The sequence below is a fragment of the Chloroflexota bacterium genome (assembly GCA_020850535.1).
In the GTDB taxonomy this organism is placed as follows: Bacteria; Chloroflexota; UBA6077; order UBA6077; family JACCZL01; genus JADZEM01.
In genome coordinates, this window is record JADZEM010000073.1 from 1 (window position 1) to 23,881 (window position 23,881).

The 23,881-nt window shown below is 69.2% G+C and carries 25 protein-coding genes; 11 read left to right on the top strand and 14 right to left on the bottom strand.

Annotated features, from left to right (window positions below; genetic code table 11):
* Nucleotides 1–185: 185 nt before the first annotated feature.
* Nucleotides 186–680 (bottom strand): DinB family protein, encoded by a 495-nt coding sequence (locus IT306_10990; protein MCC7368941.1) that lies wholly within the window; start codon nucleotides 678–680, stop codon nucleotides 186–188.
* Between the two features lie 178 nt (nucleotides 681–858).
* Between IT306_10990 and ftrA the strand changes: the two genes are divergently transcribed.
* Nucleotides 859–1,860, top strand: coding sequence for a transcriptional regulator FtrA (ftrA, locus tag IT306_10995; GenBank protein ID MCC7368942.1), 1,002 nt, complete (start codon nucleotides 859–861; stop codon nucleotides 1,858–1,860).
* A gap of 49 nt (nucleotides 1,861–1,909) precedes the next feature.
* Here ftrA and IT306_11000 read toward each other — a convergent pair whose 3' ends face one another.
* The 5 genes from IT306_11000 to IT306_11020 form a co-directional block, all read right to left on the bottom strand.
* Nucleotides 1,910–3,100 carry a glycosyltransferase family 4 protein gene (locus IT306_11000; GenBank protein ID MCC7368943.1) on the bottom strand — a complete coding sequence of 397 codons (1,191 nt, stop codon included), beginning with the start codon at nucleotides 3,098–3,100 and terminating at the stop codon, nucleotides 1,910–1,912.
* A 101-nt stretch (nucleotides 3,101–3,201) separates the two neighbouring features.
* A complete protein-coding gene (locus tag IT306_11005; GenBank protein MCC7368944.1) occupies nucleotides 3,202–3,402 on the bottom strand; it encodes a hypothetical protein in 201 nt (66 codons plus the stop codon).
* Complete coding sequence (locus tag IT306_11010) at nucleotides 3,383–3,973, bottom strand: hypothetical protein (GenBank protein MCC7368945.1); 591 nt, start codon at nucleotides 3,971–3,973, stop codon at nucleotides 3,383–3,385. Before IT306_11010 ends, IT306_11005 begins: the two co-directional genes overlap by 20 nt.
* Before the next feature lie 78 nt (nucleotides 3,974–4,051).
* Nucleotides 4,052–4,438, bottom strand: a complete 387-nt coding sequence (locus IT306_11015) for a DUF3037 domain-containing protein (protein ID MCC7368946.1) — start codon at nucleotides 4,436–4,438, stop codon at nucleotides 4,052–4,054.
* 10 nt (nucleotides 4,439–4,448) lie between these two features.
* Nucleotides 4,449–5,291 (bottom strand): aminotransferase class I and II, encoded by an 843-nt coding sequence (locus IT306_11020; GenBank protein ID MCC7368947.1) that lies wholly within the window; start codon nucleotides 5,289–5,291, stop codon nucleotides 4,449–4,451.
* A gap of 372 nt (nucleotides 5,292–5,663) precedes the next feature.
* Here IT306_11020 and IT306_11025 point away from each other — a divergent pair, with 372 nt between their 5' ends.
* Entirely contained in the window at nucleotides 5,664–8,348 is a 2,685-nt protein-coding gene (locus IT306_11025) for an EAL domain-containing protein (protein ID MCC7368948.1), read from the top strand.
* Nucleotides 8,349–8,371: 23 nt separating this feature from the next.
* Here IT306_11025 and IT306_11030 read toward each other — a convergent pair whose 3' ends face one another.
* The 3 genes from IT306_11030 to IT306_11040 all read right to left on the bottom strand — a co-directional run bounded on the left by IT306_11030 (nucleotide 8,372) and on the right by IT306_11040 (nucleotide 10,871).
* Nucleotides 8,372–9,376, bottom strand: coding sequence for a phosphotransferase (locus IT306_11030; protein MCC7368949.1), 1,005 nt, complete (start codon nucleotides 9,374–9,376; stop codon nucleotides 8,372–8,374).
* Nucleotides 9,373–9,924, bottom strand: a complete 552-nt coding sequence (locus IT306_11035) for an aminotransferase class I/II-fold pyridoxal phosphate-dependent enzyme (GenBank protein ID MCC7368950.1) — start codon at nucleotides 9,922–9,924, stop codon at nucleotides 9,373–9,375. Before IT306_11035 ends, IT306_11030 begins: the two co-directional genes overlap by 4 nt.
* 167 nt (nucleotides 9,925–10,091) lie before the next feature.
* The gene (locus tag IT306_11040) at nucleotides 10,092–10,871 is read right to left on the bottom strand and encodes an SDR family oxidoreductase (protein ID MCC7368951.1); all 780 of its coding nucleotides are present in this window, start codon (nucleotides 10,869–10,871) and stop codon (nucleotides 10,092–10,094) included.
* 219 nt (nucleotides 10,872–11,090) lie between these two features.
* Here IT306_11040 and IT306_11045 point away from each other — a divergent pair, with 219 nt between their 5' ends.
* From IT306_11045 to IT306_11060, 4 genes are all read left to right on the top strand, one after another.
* Nucleotides 11,091–11,909, top strand: coding sequence for an IclR family transcriptional regulator (locus IT306_11045; GenBank protein MCC7368952.1), 819 nt, complete (start codon nucleotides 11,091–11,093; stop codon nucleotides 11,907–11,909).
* Nucleotides 11,910–12,070: 161 nt separating this feature from the next.
* On the top strand, nucleotides 12,071–13,552 hold the full coding sequence (locus IT306_11050) for a sugar ABC transporter substrate-binding protein (protein ID MCC7368953.1): 1,482 nt from the start codon (nucleotides 12,071–12,073) through the stop codon (nucleotides 13,550–13,552).
* A gap of 11 nt (nucleotides 13,553–13,563) precedes the next feature.
* Nucleotides 13,564–14,502 (top strand): sugar ABC transporter permease, encoded by a 939-nt coding sequence (locus IT306_11055; protein ID MCC7368954.1) that lies wholly within the window; start codon nucleotides 13,564–13,566, stop codon nucleotides 14,500–14,502.
* Nucleotides 14,499–15,404 (top strand): carbohydrate ABC transporter permease, encoded by a 906-nt coding sequence (locus IT306_11060; protein MCC7368955.1) that lies wholly within the window; start codon nucleotides 14,499–14,501, stop codon nucleotides 15,402–15,404. The genes IT306_11055 and IT306_11060 overlap by 4 nt, the downstream gene beginning before the upstream one ends.
* Before the next feature lie 129 nt (nucleotides 15,405–15,533).
* Here the strand turns inward: IT306_11060 and folE are convergent, their stop codons facing one another.
* Nucleotides 15,534–16,211: a GTP cyclohydrolase I FolE gene (gene folE / locus IT306_11065; protein MCC7368956.1), complete on the bottom strand. Its 678-nt coding sequence runs from the start codon at nucleotides 16,209–16,211 to the stop codon at nucleotides 15,534–15,536.
* A gap of 101 nt (nucleotides 16,212–16,312) precedes the next feature.
* A complete protein-coding gene (locus tag IT306_11070; protein MCC7368957.1) occupies nucleotides 16,313–16,723 on the bottom strand; it encodes a 6-carboxytetrahydropterin synthase in 411 nt (136 codons plus the stop codon).
* A 183-nt stretch (nucleotides 16,724–16,906) separates the two neighbouring features.
* On the opposite strand from IT306_11070, the gene IT306_11075 reads away from it, so the two are divergent.
* Both IT306_11075 and IT306_11080 read left to right on the top strand, forming a co-directional pair.
* Entirely contained in the window at nucleotides 16,907–17,821 is a 915-nt protein-coding gene (locus tag IT306_11075; GenBank protein ID MCC7368958.1) for a class I SAM-dependent methyltransferase, read from the top strand.
* 122 nt (nucleotides 17,822–17,943) lie between these two features.
* On the top strand, nucleotides 17,944–18,624 hold the full coding sequence (locus tag IT306_11080; GenBank protein MCC7368959.1) for a lamin tail domain-containing protein: 681 nt from the start codon (nucleotides 17,944–17,946) through the stop codon (nucleotides 18,622–18,624).
* Nucleotides 18,625–18,725: 101 nt separating this feature from the next.
* On the opposite strand, the gene IT306_11085 is transcribed toward IT306_11080, so the two are convergent.
* Both IT306_11085 and IT306_11090 read right to left on the bottom strand, forming a co-directional pair.
* On the bottom strand, nucleotides 18,726–19,553 hold the full coding sequence (locus IT306_11085; protein MCC7368960.1) for a maleylpyruvate isomerase family mycothiol-dependent enzyme: 828 nt from the start codon (nucleotides 19,551–19,553) through the stop codon (nucleotides 18,726–18,728).
* Nucleotides 19,554–19,602: 49 nt separating this feature from the next.
* Complete coding sequence (locus IT306_11090; GenBank protein MCC7368961.1) at nucleotides 19,603–20,391, bottom strand: creatininase family protein; 789 nt, start codon at nucleotides 20,389–20,391, stop codon at nucleotides 19,603–19,605.
* A gap of 167 nt (nucleotides 20,392–20,558) precedes the next feature.
* On the opposite strand from IT306_11090, the gene IT306_11095 reads away from it, so the two are divergent.
* The 3 genes from IT306_11095 (at nucleotide 20,559) to mscL (ending at nucleotide 22,595) form a co-directional block, all read left to right on the top strand.
* Nucleotides 20,559–20,936, top strand: coding sequence for a hypothetical protein (locus IT306_11095; GenBank protein ID MCC7368962.1), 378 nt, complete (start codon nucleotides 20,559–20,561; stop codon nucleotides 20,934–20,936).
* Nucleotides 20,937–21,185: 249 nt separating this feature from the next.
* Entirely contained in the window at nucleotides 21,186–21,983 is a 798-nt protein-coding gene (locus tag IT306_11100) for a HAMP domain-containing histidine kinase (protein ID MCC7368963.1), read from the top strand.
* A gap of 204 nt (nucleotides 21,984–22,187) precedes the next feature.
* On the top strand, nucleotides 22,188–22,595 hold the full coding sequence (mscL, locus tag IT306_11105) for a large conductance mechanosensitive channel protein MscL (GenBank protein ID MCC7368964.1): 408 nt from the start codon (nucleotides 22,188–22,190) through the stop codon (nucleotides 22,593–22,595).
* A gap of 117 nt (nucleotides 22,596–22,712) precedes the next feature.
* Here the strand turns inward: mscL and IT306_11110 are convergent, their stop codons facing one another.
* On the bottom strand, nucleotides 22,713–23,816 hold the full coding sequence (locus IT306_11110) for a Gfo/Idh/MocA family oxidoreductase (GenBank protein ID MCC7368965.1): 1,104 nt from the start codon (nucleotides 23,814–23,816) through the stop codon (nucleotides 22,713–22,715).
* Nucleotides 23,817–23,881 lie beyond the last annotated feature (65 nt).

Genomic DNA, 23,881 nt, shown 5'->3' on the forward strand with positions numbered 1-23,881 from the left:
CCACCTCGCGGCCCCATCCTTGCCATACTCCTAGCGGGTCCATCATCTGCCTCCCTTCGGTCATTCAACCTCCGGGTTCCGCAGATGGTGGACCCGCCTTCGCAATAACTGTCGGGAAGTCAGCCCCTGGAGGGAGAGGGGCTGGGGGTGAGGGGGAGATCGGGGTGAGGGCCTGCCTCGCTCCGTCAGGCCGGAACGGCGACTGCCTGGTCGCGCGCTTCGGCCAGGGCGCGCCGGATCTGGTCTGCGTGATCGTGGGCGTGGGCAGCATAGGTCGGCAGCCAGGTGTCCAGCCCGTAGCGGCCAGACTCGGAGTGCGTGCCGGCTCGCTGCCACTCCTCCTCAGTCAGCGCGTCGAGCAACTCGGCGTTGAGGCCGCGGATGGCGGTCAGGGCTGCCAGCGCCGCCGCGATGGGGCGGTTGTAGTAGAGCCGCTCAGCCCACCGCTCCTGATCGTAGCCGATGATGTGCGGCTCGTCCTCGGCGACCAGACGGCGCAGCCGGACGGCGCCGTTAATCTCGCTGTCCGGCAGGTGGATGGCGACCTCGCGGGCAGTCCAGCCGCCGTCAGCCGGGCGGGCGTCAAGCTCGGCGTCCGTCGCGCCAGCCAGGGCTGCCGCCACCACGGCGGGGCCTTCGCGGTACCGTTGCAGCAGGGCGCGGCGCGTCTCCAGATCCATGTCGTGCCTCCCGAAGCGCTGTGGGTGGGGTGATGCCCGGCTCGTGGCCGATGCTGCCCGATCCACGGGCTGACGCCCGTTGCGCGGGCGGTGCTGGAGAGGATTGTCCAGGCCGCGGCCCCGCCGGACGAGTGGCAGGAATGCCAGGATACGGTACGATCCTGCCATGGCCGTTGTGATGCATGCGCCAGCACCTTTCCCACCCCTCCACTGCGAGCCGCCACGGCACACCGTGGCGGCGGTCGTGCTGAACGGCGTTCATCCGTTCGAGCTGGGCGTGGCCTGTGAGGTCTTCGGGCTGGAGCGCCCAGAGCTGGGCGTGCCGTGGTATCGCTTCATGGTCTGTGCTGCCGAGCCGCCGCCGCTTCAGACCGGCGCCGGCTTCGTGCTGGATACGCCGCACGGGCTGGCCGACCTCGAGCAGGCGGACACCATCGTCTTCACGCACTGGCGTGACCCCGACGAGCCGGTGCCGGAGCCGCTCGCAGGGGCGGTACGCGCGGCCCATGCGCGCGGCGCACGGCTGGTCACCATCTGCTCGGGCGTGTTTGTGCTGGCGGGCATCGGGCTGCTCGATGGGCGCCCCGCCACGACCCACTGGCGGTACGCCGAGGCTCTGGCCCGTCGTTATCCAACCGTGGACGTGCGGCAGGACGTGCTCTACGTGGACGACGGTGAGATCCTGACGTCGGCGGGGACGGCAGCCGGGATCGATCTCTGCCTGCACGTCGTGCGGCTGGACTACGGCGCGGAGATCGCCAACGCGGTAGCACGCCGGATGGTGGTGGCGGCGCACCGCGACGGCGGGCAGGCGCAGTTTGTGGAGCGTCCCGTCCAGGCGCAGGCTGGCGACGACGCACTCGGGCAGGCGCTCTCGTGGGCGCTGGCGCACCTGGAGCAGCACATCACGGTGGAGCAACTGGCGGCGCGCGCCTGCATGAGTCCGCGCACGTTCGCCCGCCAGTTCCGCGCGGCTCACGGCACGACGCCGTACCGCTGGCTGCTGACCCAGCGGCTCCTGCTGGCCCGCGAGTTGCTCGAGACGACTGATCGCCCGGTTGAGCAGATCGCGGAGCAGGCCGGTTTCGGGACGGCCGCCGCGCTGCGGGTCCACTTTCGGCGGTCCGTGTCCACATCACCGCTGGCCTACCGGCGGCTGTACGCCCGCGCGGCAGGCTGAGCCGGCTGGCCCTGCCGGCCGCGATGGCGCGCTGCGTGCTGCCTGCGCCCTACGGCCTGCTTGCGCCCCGATACACCTCGACGGTCCGCTCGGCCACTGCTGACCAGCGATACTGTCGTGCGCGCGCGATGCCCCGGGCTGACAGCTCGCGTCGCTGCTCCGGCGACTCCAGCAGCCCGCCCAACCCCTCGGCGATGGCCGAGACGCTACTCGGATCGACCAGCACGGCTGCGTCGCCGGTCACCTCGGGCAAGGACGACGTGCTGGCGGTCAGGGCTGGCGTCCCGCAGGCCATCGCTTCGAGGACGGGCAGCCCGAACCCCTCGTACAGTGATGGGAACGCGAACACCGTCGCGGCGCTCAGCAGCGCGGCCTTGTCGGCCTGCTCGACGCCGCCGGTGAAGATGACCTGCCCGTCCAGCCCCAGTTCGCGGACGACCTTCTTCGGATCCGGGTACAGCGGGTGATCGTGGGGCCACTGCCGCCCGGCGATGACCAGCGGGTACGCCGCGCGGAGCGTAGCCGGCAGCGTGCCGTAGGCGCGGATCAGCCCGTCGAGGTTCTTGCGGCAGTCGTTCGCGCCCAGGTAGAGGACGAACTGCTGGGGCAGGCCGTAGCGCTGGCGAACGGCGGCCAGCGCCTCCGGCTCGGTGACCGGCTGGAGCGTCTCGGGGATGGCGTTCTCGATGACGTGGACCCGCTCGGGGGGCACGCTGATGGTGCGCACGAGGTCGCGCTTGGAGCACTCGCTGACGGTGATGATGGCCGTCGCCTTCTTCAGCGCCCGCGTGACCAGCCCGAAGTAGGCGCGCTGGCGGGCCAGCGTCTGGTACTCGGGCAACACCAGCTGGATGACGTCGTGAACTGTGACGACGGTCGGCCAGGGCGACCACAGCGGGTTGGTCCAGTACGGCGAGTGCAGCAGGTCGATGCTGGCTCGCCGGCCGGCCAGCAGCACCCCGGCCTGCTCGAACCAGAGCTTCCGCAGCTGCAGCGGCACGCGGGCCGGCCCGAGCGCGGTCTCGGTGGCCCGGAAGCGGCGGCTGAGCGGGCCAAGCTCGGTCCGCGGCCGGCCGCCCGGCCCGAGCAGCGACGGCGCTTCGGGAAAGCGCGGGTTCAGCAGGGCGTACTGCTCGTCGCCGTGCGGGTGGGCGTCGAGCGCGTGGAGCAGGTAGGTCAGATGCTGCCCCATGCCGGTGTGCGGCTCTCGCAGGAAGTACCCGTTGATGCCGATCCGCACGCTGCCTCCCCCGGCCCTGGTGACCCGTTGCCGGGCCGGCCGCGTGGGGGATGATGCCGGATGCGCGCGGCGCTCAGCCTGTCTCGGATCGCTAGGGCAGTTCAGGCTGACTGCCGGGCAGGCGCGTCGGTTGCCTGATCCCAACCGGCCGGCAGTCTACCGGCTGCACGAAGAACGTCGATCATGTGCTCTTCGACGGATTTGCCGTCCGCGATGGCGTCGTTTAGCGAATGATCGAGGATGCCACGTCTGCCGAGTTCATCGGTGTAGTCGAGATAGGCTCTAAAGATTTTCTCGTCCACTGCTCTCACCTGTGACACGATCATACTGCCAACCGTGGCGCACTGCAGCCTTCTCCATCGCACCATGGATGCGTTCCGCCGGAGGAACACTGGCGTCGACGGGTGCGGCGAGCGTCCTCAGGAAGTCGATCTCAACGGTTCGGTTGTGGGCAACTTCGGGGTCATACTGGCGGCTCAGGATGTGCCAAGTTCCATCGCTGCCTACGGCAATCATGACACGAATTCGCTCATGGTCGGACAGGATGCGAATGTCGAGGTCGGAGAAGGAGGTACTGCGTGGGTGGGTGTGCAGGACTACGTAGGTGCGTCCTGCCTGCATCACGCGTAGGTGCGGTGAGAGGTCAGTGCTGGTTGGAGTGCCCGTCAGCATGGGGCTGACTGCCTGGGCTGTTTCGATATCCAGCGTGATGGCATGTTCAATGCCGCGCCGCCGAGTCCGCTGCCGAAGATCGCGCGCTGCCGACCAGAGCGCTGCCGCGACTACGCCCGCGAGGCCGTGCTGTCGCAATGCTGTCAGCACATCAGCGCGCGCTGCGGGTTGTTTGTCCTGTGTCTCCGCTGGCTCGGCCACCCATACCTACCGCTGAATCACCTGCGACCCGGACACGCGCAGTATCTTTCAGACGATATGTTGCAGGCAACCATCGCGTCAGAGCGCGGGGCGGCGGACGTAGGCGTCCATCAGGCGGTCAAGCTCGGCGGCGAGGTCGGCGGCCTGCCCGACGTGCGCCGGCGCGGTCTGGATGATCGTGCTGCGGGGAGCGGTCAGCCAGTGGAACCGCTCGGCGGCCGGCAGATCGGCCAACGGCCCGCCCGCCTGCTCGCCGCGAGCGATGGCGACGAACGCCTCCAGGTGCCGCTCGACGGCGTCCAGGTCAAGGTCTGGCGCGAGCGCCCGCAAGCGGTCGCGGTCGGCCTCGACGGCGGCGGCCAGCCGGCGCGGCCCGCGCGCAAACAGCACGATGCCGACGTTGATGCACTCGCCGCGCTCGACGCTCGGCACCACGCGGATGATGGCGTACAGGTACGCGTACATCGGCACGAGCCTACCGGTCGGCGTCCAGGCGGTGGGTCTGCCGCACGGCCAGGCGCTCGGGGCCGCGCGCCCGTGCGGAGATCGCCTCGGCCAGCCACGCGCGCGGACCGTTCAGCCGTTCCGAGAGGTACGTCACGTAGGCTGCCCGCTGCGCCTCGAGCGTCGGGAACAGGTCTTCGTCGCCCAGCCAGCTCTCGGGCACGCGCTCGACGATCTCGCGGAGCACCGGCTCGGTGAGGGTGGGCCGCAGGCGCGCATCTGCCGCTGCCAGATCGCCGGCCAGCGGCAGCAGCACGTGATCCTTGATCTGCGGAAACGCCGACTGGACGCGGCTCTCCCAGCCTTCCCAGCGGTGGTGGACGTAGAGCGACGCGCCGTGGTCGATGAGCCACAACCGCCCGTGCCAGAGCAGCAGGTTGGTGTTGCGAGCCGAGCGGTCCACGTTGGTGACCAGGGCGTCCAGCCAGACGATGTCGGCGGCAAGCTGGGGCGAGATGTCGCGATCGACCGACGGGTCGAACGGGAGCGCGCCTGAGAGGAACGCCAGCCCGAAGTTCTCCCCGACGCTGCCCTTGAGGATGTCCTGAATCTCGGGATCCGGCTCGGCGTTCCCAAACCCGTCGCTCAACTCGATGATGGCCGGGCGTGGCACCGGCAGGCCCAGCACCTCGGCCAACCCGGCGACCAGCACCTCCGCGACGAGTGCCTTCGCGCCCTGGCCGGCTCCGCGAAACTTGACGACGAACGGCCCGCCCGGGCGCAGCCCATCCGCCTGCACCGTCTCGACAACGGCCGGCAGCGAGCCGCCCTCGCGAAGCGGCACCACGTAACGTGTCCCGAGCAGACGTTCCAACCCCACGGGAGGATTATGCCGGGCGCGTGCGCCCCCGGGCCGGGGCAACTCTTTCCAAATCGTCACCTGAAATGCGTCCCCTTTCACCTTGTATTAAAGGTTTTCCCTTTGCAGGGACTGTCCCTGCGGTAGCCCTCGTACCCTCATGACGTCAGGACGCACCGCCGTGCCTGTCTGCGGGCGCACCTGTACCTGGCTGGCGAGCGGCCGCCCCGGTTGCCGTGTCAGCGCAAGCATCACTCACCGTACAAGCAGATCCACCGGCGAGGGCCCGGTGGGCGGAGGTCGCGTCGCCGTGCGGATCATCGCTCTCCTCAGGCTGATGGCTGCCGGCTGGACGCAGCCGCTCGCGCCGGACGCATGACGACGCCGATGGTGGTGCTTCTCGCGCTCCAGCTGCTGATCTCGTTCACGCGGGTGGCCGCGATCGCCTTTGGGCTGGCTGGCGAGAGCCAGGACGTCGTGGCGAAGTCGATGACGATGCTCCTCACGGGCATCACCTCGGCCACGGTCGTGCTGGCGTCGCGCCGGATGACGCTGCCGGCCGCCCGTCGTGCCTGGCTGATCGTCGGTCTGGGGGCTGGCGCCAACTGCCTCGGCGATACCCTCTATCTGCTCGTGGGGATGGTGACTGGCGAGACGCCTTTCCCCTCGATTGCCGATGGCGCATACCTGATCTACTACCCGCTGATCCTCGCGGGCCTGCTGACCTTTCCGCAGCGGGCGCGAGCGCCGAGCGAGCGGCTGAAGTTCTGGCTTGACGCCATCACCACCACGGTGGGCGGTGGCGTCGTCCTGTGGCATTTCCTGATCTACCCCATCGCGGAGTCCCAGGACGCGACTCCGATGGCGGCGTTCGTCGGCGCGGCCTACCCGGTGGCCGATCTCGTCTTGATCCTCGGCATCACCACCGTCACGCTCCGCATCAGCGATGCGCTCGGACGCTGGCCGCTGCTGCTGCTCGGGTCGGCGATCGTGGCGTTCATGGTTGGTGATGTCGCCTATGGCAGCCTCAACGTGAGCGGCCTCTACGTGGCCGGCCAGCCGATCACGCTGCTCGCCGAGATCCCCTTTCAGATCTCCTACCTGCTGATGGCGCTTGCGGCGTTCGTCGCGGCGCGTGAGGCGCGTGCGGCGACACATGACAGTACATCGACCGTGCAGCATGCCCGGCCCCTCAGCTCACTGCCGTATCTGTCCATCGTGCTCGGCTACGGCGTGCTGGTCTGGGCGTCCTTTGGCGAGGTGCCCGACGGGATCCAGGGGCTGATTCTCGGCGTGGTGCTGCTGACGGGCCTCGTCGTGGCCCGCCAGGTTGTCGCAGTCCGTGAGAACGAGCGGCTGTTGACGGCCCAGGCCGAGCGCCGCAGCGAAGCTCGCTTCAGCTCGCTGGTGCAGCACGCGACCGACGTGGTGACGGTCATCGACGAGGTCGGCAAGGTCACCTACCAGACGCCCTCGATCCTCCGCGTGTTCGGCCACGCCCCCGAGATGGTGCTCAACACCTCGTTCATGCAGTACGTACACCCAGACGACCGCGAGCGTGGGTGGACGCTGCTGGAGATCGCTCGCCGCCAGACGGGCGGCGAGACCGTGATCGAGTGGCGCATCCGGCACCGCGACGGCCGCTGGCGGCACGTCGAGACGATGGTTGCCAACCTCCTGCACGATCCAGACGTGGCGGGGCTCGTCCTGACCAGCCGCGACGACACCGAGCGGCGCACGCTGGCCGATCAGCTTCGGCACCAGGCGTTCCACGACACGCTGACCGGGCTGGCGAATCGGGCGCTGCTGGAAGATCGGCTCGAGCATGCGCTGGTCCGGGCGACGCGGGTCGGCCACCCACTCGCGATCCTCTTCCTGGACCTGGACAACTTCAAGACCGTGAACGACAGCCTGGGGCACGGGGTCGGCGATCAGGTGCTGGTGGCAGTCTCGCAGCGGATCCGGCGAGTCGTCCGGGAATCGGACACGTCGGCGCGGTTCGGCGGCGACGAGTTCGTCGTGCTGATCGAGAACGTCTGCTCGATGGACGAGCTGATCCTGGTGGCCGAGCGGCTGCTGGCCGCCTGCCGCACGCCGTTCAACGTCCAGGGCCGAGAGACCGTCATCGGGTGCAGCATCGGCATCGCCGTGAGTGAGGGCGGCATCGAGACCGCTGACGAGCTGCTGCGGAACGCCGATGTGGCGATGTTCATCGGCAAGGAGAAGGGGCGCGGCCGTTACGAGATCTTCGAGGCTGACATGCACTCGCGGATCGTCGAGCGGATGGAGCTTGAGAGCGATCTTCGGCAGGCCATCGAGCGGGACGAGTTCGTGGTGCACTATCAGCCGATCTTCAGCCTGGAGACGAACCGTATCACCGGCCTTGAGGCGCTGGTGCGCTGGGAGCATCCGCAGCGCGGGCTGATCGCGCCGGGCGCCTTCATCCCGCGCGCTGAGGAGACGGGCCTCATCGTGCCGCTGGGCTACAGGGTGCTCAGGCAGGCGTGCCGAGACGCCCGCGTCTGGCAGGACCGTTTCCCGACGGAGCCGCCGCTCACGGTGACGGTCAACCTCTCGGTGCGGCAGGTCGATCATCCGAGCTGCATCGACGAGGTGCGCGCGGCGCTGGCTGAGACCGGCCTGCCACCGAACAGCCTGGTGCTGGAGATCACCGAGAGCTTCATGATCCAGGATCCGGAGGCGGCTATCGTGCGGCTGTCGCACCTGAAGGATCTGGGTGTACGGCTGGCCCTGGACGACTTCGGCACCGGCTTCTCGTCGCTGAGCTACCTCCAGCGGCTGCCCGTGGACGTGCTCAAGGTGGACAAGTCGTTCATCGACGGGATGTCCACGTCCAGCCAGGGGGCGTCGCTGGTGCAGGCGATCCTGGGCCTCGGCGACAGCCTCCGACTGCGGACCGTGGCCGAAGGCATCGAGCACGCCGACCAGCTCGAACAGCTGCGGGCGCTGCGTTGCGGGTTCGGGCAGGGCTACTTCCTGAGCCGCCCCCGTGACCACGAGGCCATCGATGCCTTGCTGACGGCGCACTTTGGCGAGCGCGCCGCCGCCTGACGGCGCGATATGCCTCCGTGCTGCTACAGGCGCGCGAACAGCAGCTCCGCCAGCTCCTCCAGCGTGGCGACCTCGGCCAGTGGGTAGCGCCGCGCAATCGGCATGAAGACGTCGATGGTTGGGTGCTGGGCCAGCCCCATCGCCTGCCGCCGCAGCGCGTGCGCCAGCGCCCGGTGTGGGAAGTCGTCGGCGCGCGGCCAGTCCGCGGCCTCCAGAAAGACCCTGAAGAGGTCGCGGTCGCAGCGGAACAGGTCGCGGTAGATCTGGATCAGTTCGACGTGCCGATCCGCGATCGTGGCGTCGCCCCAGTCGATGATCCCGCTCAGGCGGCCGTCCTCTACGTAGACGTGGGTGGCGACGATGTCGCCGTGGGTGAAGACGCGGTCTGCCGCGGATGACGGCCCGAGCCGTGTCACGTAGGCTTCGGCCTGCGCGGCGAGATGCGGCGGCAGCGAGCTTTCGGTGGCAGCGGTGGCGATGGAGACGCCGGCCCAGTCGGCCTCGGTGGCAGCGCCCTGGGCGATGGCGTCCCCAGCGGCAGCGCTCCCGGTTGTATCGTCCCCGGCCTCAGCGCTGATGGGCAGCGCGTGCAGCAGCCCGATCTGCTGCCCGAGCGCCAGGGCCAGCGCGTGCTGCTGCCCGGGCGTCAGGCCAGCCTGCCAGGACGCCACGCCGCGCATCCGCCGCGAGATCAGGTAGGGCCAGGGAGCCGAGCTACCCTCGTAGAGGAGGCCGTGGGCCAGGAGCGTCGGCGCAGCGAGCGCGGGATTGGTGGTGACCAGCGCCAGCGCGCCACGCTCGAAGCGCTCGCTGCGCTCCCAGGCCGGCAGGTAGCCGAACAGCTTGACGACCACCTCGCCATAGAGGAATGTCGGGGAGGTCGGGTTGTGGCCGGCGTCGATCTGCTGGCCGGTGGCCGCAAGCGCATGCCGGTGCAGGATCTCGTGGACGTACGGCTGCCAGAACGGCACGTCGCCCAGCCGTGCCCGGTACGCCTCAATGGATGCGAAGTCTGGCGGCTGCGTCATGGCGAGAGTGTGGGAAACGCCCTTCCATTGGCGCAAGGCTGGGCCGGTGTGCAGGCTGACGCGTCGTCAGACCAGTGCAGACCGGCCACCAAGCGCCGGCCGCCAGGTGAGCGCGCCGGCCAGGAGCCGCGCCCGCAGGGCCGTCGCCAGGGAGAGCGTGCGCCCGGTCGGGTTCTGGAAGGTCGGGCAGGTGTAGAACAGCTGATGACGGCGTCGCCGGGGTCCACCAGGCACCGCGCGATCAGATCCAACCCCTGCTGCGCCCCGGCCACCACGAGCACCTGCTCGGAGCGCACGGTCAGCCGCTCGGCCACCGCGCGTCGCAGGGCCGGCTGGCCCTCCGTCGGCCCGATCCCGAACGCGGCAGCCGTGTGTTGGCGCAGGACGCGCTCGGTCGCCTCGGAGAAGAGGTCCACCGGAAACAGCTCGGCGGCCGGCATGCCGGCCCCGAACGAGATCAGGTCGGGCTGTGAGGTGTCGAGGATGGCCCGCAGCACCGGATCGAGCGACCGCTGCGCCCCGAGCGCCACCCGACCGAGCCTGGGCACCCGTCTATCCAATCTCAAGTCAGGATGACATGAACGCCCAGGCTGACATGAACGCTGGTGCACAGCACGCTGAAATGAACGCCTGCCGCGCCTGGGTGACTGCCCGCCCCGACACCCAGGCGTACGGGAGTGCGGCCGGGGGTCAGCTCTTCCGGTGCGCCCACGGCCTACAGCGACGCACCGCCGTCCACGGTAATCATGGTGCCCGTGATCATCTCGGCGTCGTCCGAGACGGCGAACAGGACCGCCTTGGCGATGTCGTCGGGCAGCTGGAACCGCCCGAGCGGCGTCGCCTTGAGTCGGCGCTCGTAGTTCTCGGGGTTGTCGATGCTGGTGGACGCGTCGTTCGGGCTGTACGAGTTGTTGCCACGAATGAACGGCGTGTCCACGTGCCCCGGCGAGATCAGGACGCAGCGGATGTTCTCCTTCGCGTAGGAGAGCGCCGCCGAGCGCGTCAGGCCGATCAGACCTGTCTTGCCGACGCCGTAGCCCGGGCTGCCGCCGCCCGGGCGGATCGAGGAGAGCGAGCCGAGGTTGATGATGACGCCGCGCCCGGCCTTCCGCATCGAGGGCACCGTGGCCTTGATGCCCAGAAACGAGCCGACCACCATCGACTCGACGATGATCCGGAACTGCTCCTCGGTCTGCTCGTCGAACGAGTTCCGGAAGTTGGCCCCAGCGTTGTTGCAGAGGATGCTGACCGGCCCGAACGCCCGCTCCGTCGCCGCGACAGCATCGGCCCAATCCGCGGCCTTCGTCACTTCGAGCTTGACGGCGATGGCCTTGCCGCCGGCCGCGTTGATGTCGTCCGCGACAGCCTGCGCCTTGTCCAGGAACATGTCGGTGACGCAGACGGCCGCGCCTTCCTGCGCGAACAGCCGGCACTGGGCGCCGCCCATGCCGCCGCCGCCGCCCGAGACCAGGGCAACTCTTCCTTCGAGCTTCACCGTTCGTACCTCCCAGCATCGGGGCCGGCGGCCTGCTTGACGCCATCCGCGCGTCCCATCGCTCCGCCGACTTGACAGCCCGGCGTCGCCCGCGTATGGTACGCCAAGCGCACGCCGCGTGCAGCATGCGACCGGCGCCACGGTCGCGAGGGGCTGCGCTCTCCGAGTAGCGCACCGCGCCGTTCCCTTCCCACAGTCCCTCTTCGGTGAGCGTCTACGATGCCCGGTCCCAGAAGCGCCGAGATCAGCGAGTCACACATCCTCTCCACCCTGGACAAGGGGCTGCACGTGCTGGGCGCGCTCTCGCAGGACGGGGCGTCCAGCATGAACCTGACGACGCTCAGCCGCTCGTTGGGCATGCACCGCACGACGCTCTTCAGGATTCTGGGGACGCTCCAGGCGCGCGGGTACGTCAGCCGCGATCCGGACGGCGATGGCTACCGTTTGGGCGTGCGCGTCCTCTCCCTGGCCTCATCGGTCCTGGCGGACCTGGACATCCGCAAGGCCGGGCTTGAGCCGTTGACGGCGCTGCGCGACGAATCCAGCGAGCTGGTCTTCCTGACGGTCCTTGACGGCCACGAGGTCGTGACCATCGAGCGGCTGGAGGGCCGGCACGCCGTCACGCTCCGGGCGCAGATCGGCGCGCGGCGGCCGGCAGCCTGTACTGCCGCCGGCAAGGCGATTGTGGCGTTCCTCCCGGCGCCGCAGGCGGACGCCATCGTGGAGGGCGATATCCACCTGCACACGCCGAACACGATCACCGACCGGGCGCTGCTGCGCGCGCAGCACGCCGAGATCCGTCGGCGTGGCTACGCATCCGACGACGAGGAGTACCTGCCGGGGGTCCGGTGCGTCGCCGCGCCGGTCTTCGGCGTCGAGCGGACCGTGTTGGGGGCGGTCAGCCTGGCCGCCCCGACGATGCGGACGCCGCTGGCACGGCTCGGGGAGCTTGGGCCGCGTGCCCGGGCAGCCGCCCGTGAGATCTCGCGCCAGCTTGGCGCCCCAGAGGAGCTGTTCGACCGCTTCCGCGATGCGTAGACGCGCCATCTGACCGCTGCAAAATCGAATGATCATGGGGATCTCGGCATCACGGCCTGGTGCCGGACTCCCGAGACACTGGTGTCCGATGTGCCTGCTCGCCCGAGCGGCACTGCGCGCTTCCGGGGACACGACCCAGGGAGCACAGGGGAGGGTTCGACATGGCAGTCGAAGGGATCTCGCGCCGATTCTCGCGCCGCCGGTTGCTGCGTGGCTCGGGCCTCGCACTGGCCGGCCTCGCTGGCGCCTCGCTCCTGGCGGCCTGTACGCCGCCAAGCCAGATGGAGTCGAAGCCCGCCGCGCCGGCCAAGCCGGCCGAGAGCAAGCCCGCCGAGGCGGCCAAGCCAGCCGAGGCTGCGAAGCCCGCGGAGAGCAAGCCGGCCGCGCCGGCCGCTCAGCCAGCCGCCACGACGGCCGCTGCCGCGCCGGCCAAGCCCGCGAACGCCGCTGCCGTCACGCTCAAGGCGATGTACTGGTCTGCCGGGCCGGAGGATCACCAGATCCACCAGAACGTGATGGACAAGTTCACGAAGCTGAACCCGGACATCAAGATGGACTTTGACGATGTCCCGAGCGCCGAGTTCCCCGAGACGCTGCTCACGCGCATCGTCGGTGGGACGCCGCCGGATGTCGTCAAGCTGCACGCATCGTGGGTGATGAACTTCATCCTGGCGAAGCAGCTCAACGACCTGACCGAGCGCATGAAGAGCGACAAGAGCGTCTTCATCCCGACGCAGCTCGGCTTCTGGACGCACGAAGAGAAGAACTACGGCGTCCCCTACTACTCTGGCTCGTCCATCGTCTTCTACAACAAGACGATCTTCGACAAGGCCGGCGTCAAGACGCCCGAGGAGCACGAGAAGGCTGGCACCTGGACCTGGGACCAACTGCGTGAGTCCGCCAAGGCCGTCAGTGGCGGCGCCGGCGCGGAGCGCATCTTCGGGTTCGACGGCGCACAGCAGCCTGTCAACCTGCAGTTCTACACCTGCGTCCCGATCTGGTGTAACGGCGGCGAGATCACCAACAAGGAAGAGACCGAGTGGCTGCTGACCGATCCGAAGGTGGTCGAGGTCATCCAGCAGCAGGCGGACATGGCGATCAAGGACAAGAGCATGCCGCTCACCAGCGACCTGCAGGGGGCGACGTGGCTCTTCCGCACGGGCAAGGTCGGCATGTCGTGGACGGGGCGGTTCCGCTCCAATGAGCTGACCAAGGTGGACTTCGAGCCGCGCATGGTGAGCGCGCCGAAGGGCAAGACCAACCAGACCATCAACCGCGACGGCCCGAACGGCACCGGCCTGCCGATGGGCACCAAGAACCTGGATCAGGCGTACAAGTTCGCGATGTACTTCGGCGGGCCAGACGCCGCGTCCGAGTACCTCGTGACGGGCGCGACGAACCCGGTCCGCAACGACCTCCTCAACTCCGAGGAGTTCAAGAAGTCGATCAAGCCGTTCGAGCGCATCGAGGTACTGACCGAGTCCGCCAAGACGGTCCGGGCGTGGCGCGTGCCGGGCAAGGGCGCAGAGGCCGCGCGCGCGCTGACCGCCGAGTTCGAGAAGGTGCTCGTCGGGCAGCAGGACGTGCCGACCGCGATGAAGAACGCCAAGGCAGCGATGGACCCGCTGCTGAAGGTCCGATAGGGAGCCCGGCGATGGCAGCCACCGCCACGGCGGCGCCCGGGGTCGGCCGGCGCTCTCGCCGCTTCCTCAACCAGGAGGCCGTGGAAGGGTACGTCTGTATCCTTCCGTGGCTCCTGGGCTTCTGCGCGTTCGTCGCCGGCCCGATGATCGCCGCCCTCGCCATCTCGTTCACCCACTGGTCGCTGCTCGCGCCGCCGGAGTGGATCGGCCTGGAGAACTACGAGCGGCTGGTCAAAGACCCGATGTTCTACACCGCGATGTGGAACACGGTGTACATCAGCTTCATCGCCGTCCCGTGCCAGTTGATCCTGGCGCTGCTCATCGCGATGGCGCTCAACCAGCAGCTGGCCGGCCTGACGATCTACCGGACGATCTTCTACCTGCCCTCGCAGATGCCGATTGTCGCCAGCTCGCTGCTCTGGATGTGGGTGTTCAACCCGGACTACGGCCTCGCCAACGCGATGCTCTACCTGGTGGGGCTGCCGGGCCTGGGCTGGATCTTCGATCCGAACCTGTCCAAGCCGTCGATCATCCTGATCACCCTCTGGGGCGGCGTCGGGACGCCGCTGATCATCTTCCTGGCCGGCCTCCAGAGCGTCCCGGACAGCCTCTACGAGGCGGCGGACATCGACGGGGCCGGGCCAGTCCAGCGGTTCCGCAACATCACGCTGCCGCTGCTGAGCCCGATCATCTTCTTCAACCTGATCATCGGGATCATCGCGTCGTTCCAGGCGTACTTCACCCTGGTGTTCGTGACCACCCAGGGCGGCCCCGCCAACTCGACGACGATCATGATCCTGTACATCTTCTACAAGGCGTTCCGTGACTTCGAGATGAGCTATGCCTCGGCGCTGGCCTGGGTGCTGTTCCTCTTCGTGCTCGCGCTGACCGCCACGAACTTCCTGCTGGCGCGCTGGTGGGTCCACTACGAGGGAGGGGACGCTGCATGAACGCTGTCGCCAGCTCCTCTGGCTCGGGGCAGGCCACGCTGGCGCGTGCGACTGGGCACGCGCGCGCCCGGACGGCCCGCACGCCGGCCTCGCGGTACGTCCTCCACGCGATCCTGATCGTGCTGAGCGTGTTGTACCTGCTGCCGTTCTTCTGGATGATCTCCACCAGCCTGAAGCCGGACGGGCAGGAGATCGCGATGCCGCCGCAGTGGATCCCGAATCCGGCCGTCTGGGACAACTATGTCCGCTCGATGACGGCCTCGCCGATGCTCTGGTACCTGCGGAACACGCTCATCGTCACGCTGACGGCGACGTTCTTCGGCGTGCTGACGGCGAGCCTCGCAGGCTACGCTTTCGCGCGGCTGCGGTTCCCGGGCCGGAACATCCTGTTCAGCCTCTGCCTCGCCACGCTGATGCTGCCGGGCATCGTGACCCTGATCCCCGAGTTCCTGCTGTTCCGCTTCATCGGCTGGAACAACACGTTCCTGCCGCTGATCGTGCCGTGGAGCCTGGGCGGTCACGCGCTGGGGATCTTCCTCTTCCGCCAGTACGCGCTGACCATCCCACGGGATTTTGACGAGGCGGCGCGCGTGGACGGCGCGGGGGCGTTACGCATCTGGTGGACGATCATCGTGCCGTTGTCCGGCCCGGTCATCGCCACAATGGCGATCCTGGCGTTCATCCACCATTGGAACGACTTCCTGCGTCCGCTGGTCTTCTTGCAGGACCGCGATCTGCGGACGCTGGCGATCGGCCTGCGGTTGTTCCGGGGCGAGTTCCTGGTGCAGTGGAACCTGCTGATGGCCGCCTCCACGCTGATGCTGCTGCCGGTGCTGGCGCTGTTCTTCGCAGCGCAGCGCTACTTCGTGCAGGGGATCGTGATGAGCGGCCTGAAGGGGTAGGTGTTGGGTCGTGGATTGTAGGTCGTGGGGAAGGGATCACGCCCACGACCCACGACCCACGACCCACGACCCACGACCCACGACCCACGACCCACGACCCACGACCCACGACCCACGACCCACGCGAGGCTAGCGGCGGTCCCCGGTCAGCGCGAGGAACTCGGCGCGGGCGCGGTCGTCGTTCCGCAGCTGCCCGAGCAGCGTGCTCGTCCTGGTCGTGCTCTGCTGCTTCTCGACGCCGCGCATCATCATGCAGAGATGGCTGGCCTCGATCACCACGCCGACGCCGGAAGGATCGAGCAGCTCCTGGATGCACGCGGCGACCTGGCGGGTGAGCCGCTCCTGCACCTGGAGCCGCCGCGCGAACACGTCCACCAGGCGCGGCAGCTTGCTCAGCCCGACCACGTGTCCTTGCGGCAGGTAGCCGATGTGCACGCGCCCGAAGAACGGCAGCAGGTGATGCTCGCACAGGCTGTAGAACTCGATGTCCTTGACCAGCACCATGTCGTCGTACTCGACCTCGAAGAGGGCGTCCCCGACCACGTCGCGCGGGTCCATCCTATATCCCTCGGTGAGCGCCTCCATGCTCTTGCGGACGCGCCTGGGGGTGTCCAGCAGGCCATCCCGCGAGGGATCCTCGCCAACGCCGATCAGCAGATCGCGGGCGGCGGCTTCCAGCAGCGAGCCGTCCGCCTCCACGAACCGCTCCTCTCGGCGAAGCGCGCCGCCGTCGAGCGCGGCCAGTTTGGCGTGCCCGTTCGTATGGACGCCGTTGGCGTCCGAGCGGCGGGCAGGATTGATCGACATCGTACTCACCTTCTCCACCGTGCAGGCGCACCAACCATCCTGGTGTCGGTGCGGGAGCGAGGCTCTCCCCGAGGGCGAGAGGCCAGCTTCCCCGGTGCCAGCTACGGCGCTTCGTATGTGGCGCTGTTGTTCTCGGTCTCCTGAACGCGCACCCGCACGAGCCGGGCGCGCTCCGAGATCGGTCCGACGAGCCGCTCCCAGAAGACCAGGGCGAGGTTCTCCGCTGTGGGAATGACGCCACGCAGAAACTCGACGTCGGTGTTCAGGTTGCGATGATCGACTTGTTCGACAACATGCCGATCCACCACTTCTTTAACCCACTTGAGGTCGGCGATCATTCCCGTTTCCGGATCCAGCGTGCCTGAGATCGTCACTTCCAGCGCGTAGTTGTGCCCATGACCGCCCGGATTGGCACACCGGCCGAACACCGCCACGTTCCGGCGGTCATCCCACTCCGGACGAAACAGCCGATGTGCAGCGGCGAAGGTCGCCCGGCGGGTGATGGTGAGCACGACCTGAGCCTCCAGAGCACACGAGATGAGCCGGCTGCCAGCAGCGCAAGCCCTGCATCTGCTGCGTTGCAACCGCTTGCAGGTACGAACGGATCATAGCAGGCGACCCGCCCGCCCTCGTCAGGAGTCTAGCACGGCGCGCACATATCCTGTGCAAAAGCTGTGCAATACGCCTGACGCGGCATGCGTTCTGCTTCGCTCCTCTGCATGTCCGATGCCGCCGGCTCCCCATCTTCTGCTGCGTCCATCCGACGACCCGCCGTCGTCTCTGACCGGCCGTCTCCCGGTTCCGCGTCGGCCTCGGCCTCGGCCTCGACCTCGACCTCGGTCTCGGAGGTGGCGGCCTACTACCGCGATGTCGCACCGTTCTACGACGCCGAGCTTGCCGACCGCGACGATCTCCCGTTCTGGCAGCGTATTGGGCGGCGTTTTGCAGGGGCCAGCGTGCTGGAGCTTGGGTGCGGCAGCGGCACGGTCACCGAGGTGCTGGCGGCCGATGCACGCCGGCTGGTGGGCGTCGATCTGTCGGACGATCTCTTGCAGCACGCCCGGCGACGGCTGACACGCTGGCCGCACGTCGCGCTCACGCGGGCCGACATGCGCGAGCTGCCACTGTCGGCCTCGGCCGGTCAGTTCGACCTGATCGTCGCGGCCAATGACCCGTTCAGCCATCTGACGACGGCCGAAGACCGGGACGCGGTCTTGCACAGCGTCGCACACCTCCTGTCGCCGGGCGGCCAGCTCATCCTCGATGCGCTCTGGCTGCCGCCGGCCGACGCTCGGGCGGTCGCCACGCCTGCCGGGCGCGTGCAGCAGCACGCTGCGACCCTCAGGGGCCAGCCGCTGCGGGTCGTCGAGCGCTGGCGGCGCGATCCGGCACGGCGCAGCTGCTGCCTCGCCCGCTACGAGTACCAGGTGTCGGGCCGACAGCCCGTCGTGGCGAGCTTCCAGGCGCGAGACTGGACGGTCTCGGAGCTGGCCCAACGTCTCGAACGGGCGGGGCTGGCCGAAGTTGCCCGCTGGGGCGGCTACGACAGCCGCCCGTGGGATCCGAACACCTCGCAGCACCTGATCGTGGCCGCCCACGTGCCGCGGTGAAAGCCCGGGCCGCCGAGTCGGTGAAGGCCCTCACCCCCAGTCCACCCCGCTGGTGGTACGGAGTCTGCCCTGCTCTGTTCGGTCAGAACGCAATGAAGGAGATGCTGATGCTCGGAGACTCCATGAGAAAGGTGCGACCGTCAACGCGCCGCGCCCTGGTCTCGTCGTTGATCGCCGTGCCGGCCCTGGTGGTCGTGACGGCATGCGCCGGCAGCCCGCCGGCGGCGCCCTCGCAGCCCACCGTGCAGGCGGCGACGACCCAGGTCGTGGCGGCGGCCTCGCCGGCCGCTGCAACCGTGCAAGCGGCGGCCTCGCCGGCAGCCGCCACCGTCCAGGCTGCCGCCTCGCCAGCCATGGCGACCGCCCAGGCCGCCGCCTCGCCGATGGCGACGCAGGGTGCGGCTGTCGTGGCGACGGCTGCCGCCGGCCTCGCGCCGATGGCCAGCCCCAGCCCGGGCGCCAGCCCTGCCGCCCAGGGGAACGGTGCACTGCGCATCGCCGATGCCAGTCTGGCCGACTCCACCCCCTGGCTGATGCTCCAGAACGCCGGCGACGAGCCTGTCGCCGTGGGCGGTTGGACCCTCCAGGTCGGCGCGGCGCACGCGGAGCTTCCCACCGATGCAGTTGTTGAACCGGGCGCAACGTTGACGTTGCACGCGGGCGCCGGCCTCAGCAGCGACGACGAGCTCTTTCTGGGGAACGCGGGCGACGCCCTGGCTGCCGCCGCGCTGCCCGGCACGCCGGTCCGCCTGATGGACGCCAACGGCCGGCTCCAGGCCGAGACGACAGTGCCGCGCTTCTAGCGCAAAGGGAAGAGGTGTCAGGGAAGTGGACCGCACCACAGGGCGATTGCACGTAGGGCACGTCGTGCAATCGCCCTATCACCGGTCCCCTGCAACCTCGCTCAGTAGCTCTTGAAGGCCCGGGCGAACGCGTCCGCGCGGGCCGCATCGCCGCGCACCTGCCAGCGGCCCCCCGACGCGAACCGCTCGACGGGCCGGCGGTTGGACATCACCAGCCCGAACGCCGACGGGTCCGTGACGATGGTCACGTCTGGCGTCGCGTCGTTGCCGACCGCCGCGACGGCCCCATTGCCGATCTGGAACGTCACCGTCAGCGGATCGCCGGCCTGCAGCTCCACGCGGTAGACGCCCGCCAACGCGGCGTCGTCCGCGCCGCCGAATCCCCGTCCGAAGCGTGCGGGCAACGTCCGAGCGAACGCGGCCTGGGTAGCCGTTCGGACCTCGGCGGCCGGGTCCAGGGCGACCCGGATGTCCCAATCGTGGAGTGCCAGCTCGAACAGCCACTGATCCTGCACCCAGACCAGCGGCTGCGCCCCGATGGGGTGCCAGCCCTGTGCCCCGGCAGGGGTGCTCGGGATGGCGTCCAGCTCGGCGGCGATGGCCGCGCTGGCCTGCCGGTACCAGTCCAGCAGCTCGGCGGGAGACTGCTTCAGCGCCTCCTGCTGCCGCGCGGCGCGCGCGGCGCGGAACGCCGCCACACCCTCAGCGGCGGCCAGAGGCGGCGGGCCGGGGTCGCCGGTGCGCCCCCGCGCGATGCTGTCCCCGAGCAGCTCGGCGACCTGCGCGCAGTGGATCAGCGCGGCGGCAATCGTCCAGCCCTCGCAGTCGCTGGGCTGCTGCCAGGTGGCGGCAGGCAGCCCCGCCATGTCTGCCTGAAAGGCTCGGTCAAGGTCGGCAATCGCCGCCCGGATCGCAGTCAGGTCCATCATCCCCCTCCGAAGGTTGAGCGAAGATCGAGGCGCAGGGTGCGGCCCCTCCTCACTGGAGGAGCGGTCGCCGGTGGAACGCGATCAGGAAGTCAGCCGTGGCCCGAACGATGGCGTCCACGGTCTGCTCGCCAAGCTCGGCGCTCGCCTGGTCGGCGGCATCGGAGACGCCCTCGCTGGACTCCCAGATGCCCGGGTAGCGGACGGGCACCCCGTTGACCTGCCCGCTGATCGCCAGGGGGCGCGGCTCGCGGTCTGGCGGGAAGCGCTTCGCAAGCTGGGGCAGGTCCGGCCGGACGGCCATGATGCAGCTCGTCTCGAAGTGGCCGGCATGGCCCGGCCCGGCAAACGGCAGGGCGGCGACGGCCTCCTTCCCGACGGTCCAGTACGAGGCGGCGCAGACGGCCATCCCCAGCCGCTTCTCGAACACCAGCTCATTGGCGGCCACCCGCATCGGATCTTCGTTGCCGCCGTGCCCGTTCAGGATCACCAGCCGCTTGCCGCCCATGCGCGCCACGCACTCGGCAAGATCCACCAGCACGCCGATGTAGGTCCGCTGGCCGATCGAGAGTGCGCCGCCCACCGCCAGGTGGTGCGACGAGCAGCCGAACGGCAGCACCGGCGCAACCAGCACGTCGACGCTGGCGGCAGCAAGCTCGGCGGCACGCAGGGCCACCGTCTCCGCCATCACATGATCCGTGAGCAGCGGCAGGTGCGGACCGTGCTGCTCCGTTGCGCCAATCGGGATGACGACGGTCGCTTCTGGCATCCGCTGTTGCAGCTCTTCGCGGGTCAGCTCGGCCAGGCGCACCCGCCGACGCGGCGCAGACGTGGACTCCACGGCGATCCTCCAGCCAGACTGGGCGCACAGCGGCCGGCCGCTCGGTGGGCCGGCTCGGCAGCGTGCCCGCTTGCGGCCTCGTCGATCCGCGAGCGGTATCATGGTGGCGGCAACGCATCCCCTCACGCAATGCGCCTCGCGGCGTGCTGCCGGAAGCTGGCAGTCCGATGCTCTTCTTCTTTGAGCTGTTCTTGTTCGTCCTGGTGATGCTGACGCTCGCACTCGGGGAGTTCGTCAGCCGGGGGCTGGCCCTGACCTTGTGGCTCGTCGTGACGGCGTTCACGCTGGCTGGCTACCTGTTCGCCCGCCGCTCGCTGCACGCGGTGCTGCAGGGCGGCTCCGCGATACCGTTTGGTGATCCCGGCCCCGTCGTCCCGCAGCCCGGCGCTGGACACGGCCACCCGGAGAGCCTGCCCACCGAGCCGACGGTGCTGGATGAGAAGTGGGCGCGCACGCTGCTGTACAACTGGCGACGTACCAACGCACTCCTGGTGCTGGGCGCGGTGGTGGCCGGCGGCTGGTACTGGCTGGGGACGCGCGGCTAGCATTCAGGCGGCGCCCGCATCGCCATGCCGCCCTGCACGGCACATCTCGCATGCGCGACGAATTCCTGGCGGTATATGCGGAGATGCATATTTCCGTGGCCGCGGCCGGGACTAATCCTGCCCGCGTGACGTTATCTCATGCGGGCACGATCGCCGGCAGACGTGCCTGCGACTCCTGGCGCGCGCCGGGCAACCGTGATCTGTAGAGGGGATGGGCTGGCTGCTGTCCGGGCAGCACCAGACTGACGCATGACAGACCAGACCGATCAGCCAACTCCCGACGAGCTCTTCGCCGTCCTGGCCCGCGAGCTGCGGACGCCACTGTCCACAATCGAGGGATACCTGGAGCTCCTCAACAACGGGGATGTCGGCTTGCTGTTGCCGGAGCAGCGCGAGTACCTCCAGGTCGTCGGACGGAACGTTCACCGGCTGGTCGCGGTTGTCAACGACTGGACCGAGATGTGCAAGCTCGAGGCCGGCCGGCTGCAGATCGTTCGCCAGGATGTGGACATCGAAGAGGTGATCGACCGCGCCGTTGCCGAGGTGCGTCCACGCATCCGGGCCAAGGAGCAGCGGTTCCACGTTCGGCTGCCCGACGAGCCGGTCACCGTGCTGGGCGACGCCCGGGCGTTGACCCGCGTCGTCGACAACCTGCTCTCAAACGCGCACAAGTACACCCCGCCGGCGGGGTCCATCGAGGTCGTCGTTCGGGCCGACGGCGAGGACTGGATTCGCCTCGACGTGATCGATACCGGCATCGGCCTGCGTGAAGAGGACAAAGGGAAGCTGTTCCGGAAGTTCTTCCGCTCGTCGCTGACCGAGGCCGAGCCGGGCAGCGGCCTGGGCCTGCCCATCTGCCAGATCCTGGTCGAGCGCATGGGCGGCCAGATCAGTGTGGAGAGCGCACTCGGCAAGGGCAGCACCTTCTCCGTGCGCCTGCCGTGCGGCGGCCGCGACCGCGACGGCTTCGCGCCGCCGGCCACGCCGGATGGGTCCCCCGCGGCGCAGGAAGCGCCGGTACCCGTCGCGTGCCATAGCGAGCGGTAGGCAGCGCGCGTCGTCCGGCCGTCCCCGCTGGCGTCGCGAGGTTCAGCCACGCTCCACGCTCTGCACAATCGCGTCGGCAGCCAGGCAGCCCCGGAGCATAGTTGCGTCGCGAGGTTCAGCCTCTTCCACGCTCTGCACCGGAGGGCACGAACATCCTAGAATCCCGCCAGCGGTTGACCCATTTCGTGGTCCGGAGCGTGAGTCATGCTTGACGGGTTCAAGAAGTTTCTCCTGCGCGGGAATGTCGTTGACCTTGCTGTCGCCGTCGTGATTGGCGCCGCGTTCAAAGAGATCGTGGACACGATGGTCAAGGGGCTGATCACGCCGTTGCTCGGCGTCTTCGGCGGCGTCCCGGACTTCTCGGCGCTGAGCTTCTCGATCAACAACAGCCGATTTCTCATCGGCGAGTTTATCAACGCCATTGTCGCGTTCGTCATCCTGGCGGCGGTCATCTACTTCATCGTCGTGGTGCCGATGAACAGGGTGATGGCGAGGATGATGCCGAAGGAGCCGGAGCCACAGAAGACCCGGGAGTGCCCATACTGCCTGAGCAAGATCCCCGTCCTGGCGACACGCTGCGCCTTCTGCACCGCGGAGGTCGCGGCGGCCTGACCGGTCACCAGGAAGAAGCTGAGCGGCCCGGGCCAGCGCTGGCCCGGGCCGTCTTCAGGTGCGCGTGCCGACAGCCTGCCAGGGCGTGCGCCGCCCACGGGTCCGTCCGTAGCCGCCTCAGCCGCCGCCCGAGCGCAGCTCGTGCAGCAGTGTCAGGTAGGCGGCGCGGTCCAGCGGCAACGGGACGGGGATGTCCCGCCGAGCCGACAGGGTGATGGCGTTCGCCAGCTCCAGCGACAACCGTCCCTGCCGTCCGTCTGCCGCCAGCGGCGTGCCGTGCAGGATGGCGCTGTGGAGATCGCGGTAGACCGCCGCGTGATCGGCCTCGCCGGGCGGCAGGCTGACCGGCAGCGGGTGGGCCGGGGGGCTGCTCCAGAGGATCTCCGTCTCGCGGATGTGCAGGCGCACATCCCGCTCGAACGTCTCGGCCTCCAGGCTGCCGGGCCGGATCGTCAGCCGGCCGCCGGTTCCGAGGATCTCGATACGGTCGCCCAGGTCGGCCTCGGCGGTGCTCACGTGGACCGTCCCGAGCGCGCCGCTCTCCCAGGCCAGCATGGCGTGGGCGGTATCCTCGGCCTGGATCGGCTGGAGGCGTGTGCGCGTCCAGGCCACCACCCGGCTCGGCGGGCCGGCGAGGTAGCAGGCCAGATCGAGGTTGTGCGGGGCCTGGTTCATCAGCACGCCGCCGCCCTCGCCTTTCCAGGTGCCGCGCCAGGGAGTCTGGCGGTAGTAGCGCTCGGCGCGGGTCCAGCAGGCGACCACGTCCACCCGCTGCAACTGCCCGAGCCGGCCCTCGTCGATCAGCCGTTTTGCTGCCACCACCTCCGGCCGGTGCCGAAACTGGAGGCTGACGGCCAGCAGCTGTCCCGTCCGCTCGGCCGCCGCAATCATCCGGTCGGCCTCACCGGCGTGGACGGCCATCGGCTTCTCGCAGAGGACGTGGCAGCCGGCCTCCAGCGCCCGCACGGCAATATCGGCGTGGAACGGGTGCGGTGTCATGATGACGACGACGTCCGGGCGCGTCTGCTCGATCGTCGTCACGGCGTCTGGGAAGGCCGGGCAGCCAAACTCCTCGGCGCGCGTCTCGGCGGCGGCGTGGTTCACGTCCGTCACGCCCACGATCTGGGTGGTGGGCAGCCCGAACGCGGACCGGTGCATCCCGAGGACGGCTGCGCCCACCCCGACGATGGCGTGGCGCAGCGGACGATCAGACGTGCTCATGGGCCGGCTCCTCAACGTGTCGCTGGACATGATGGCCGCCAACCGAGTTGAATACCAGGGCGCAC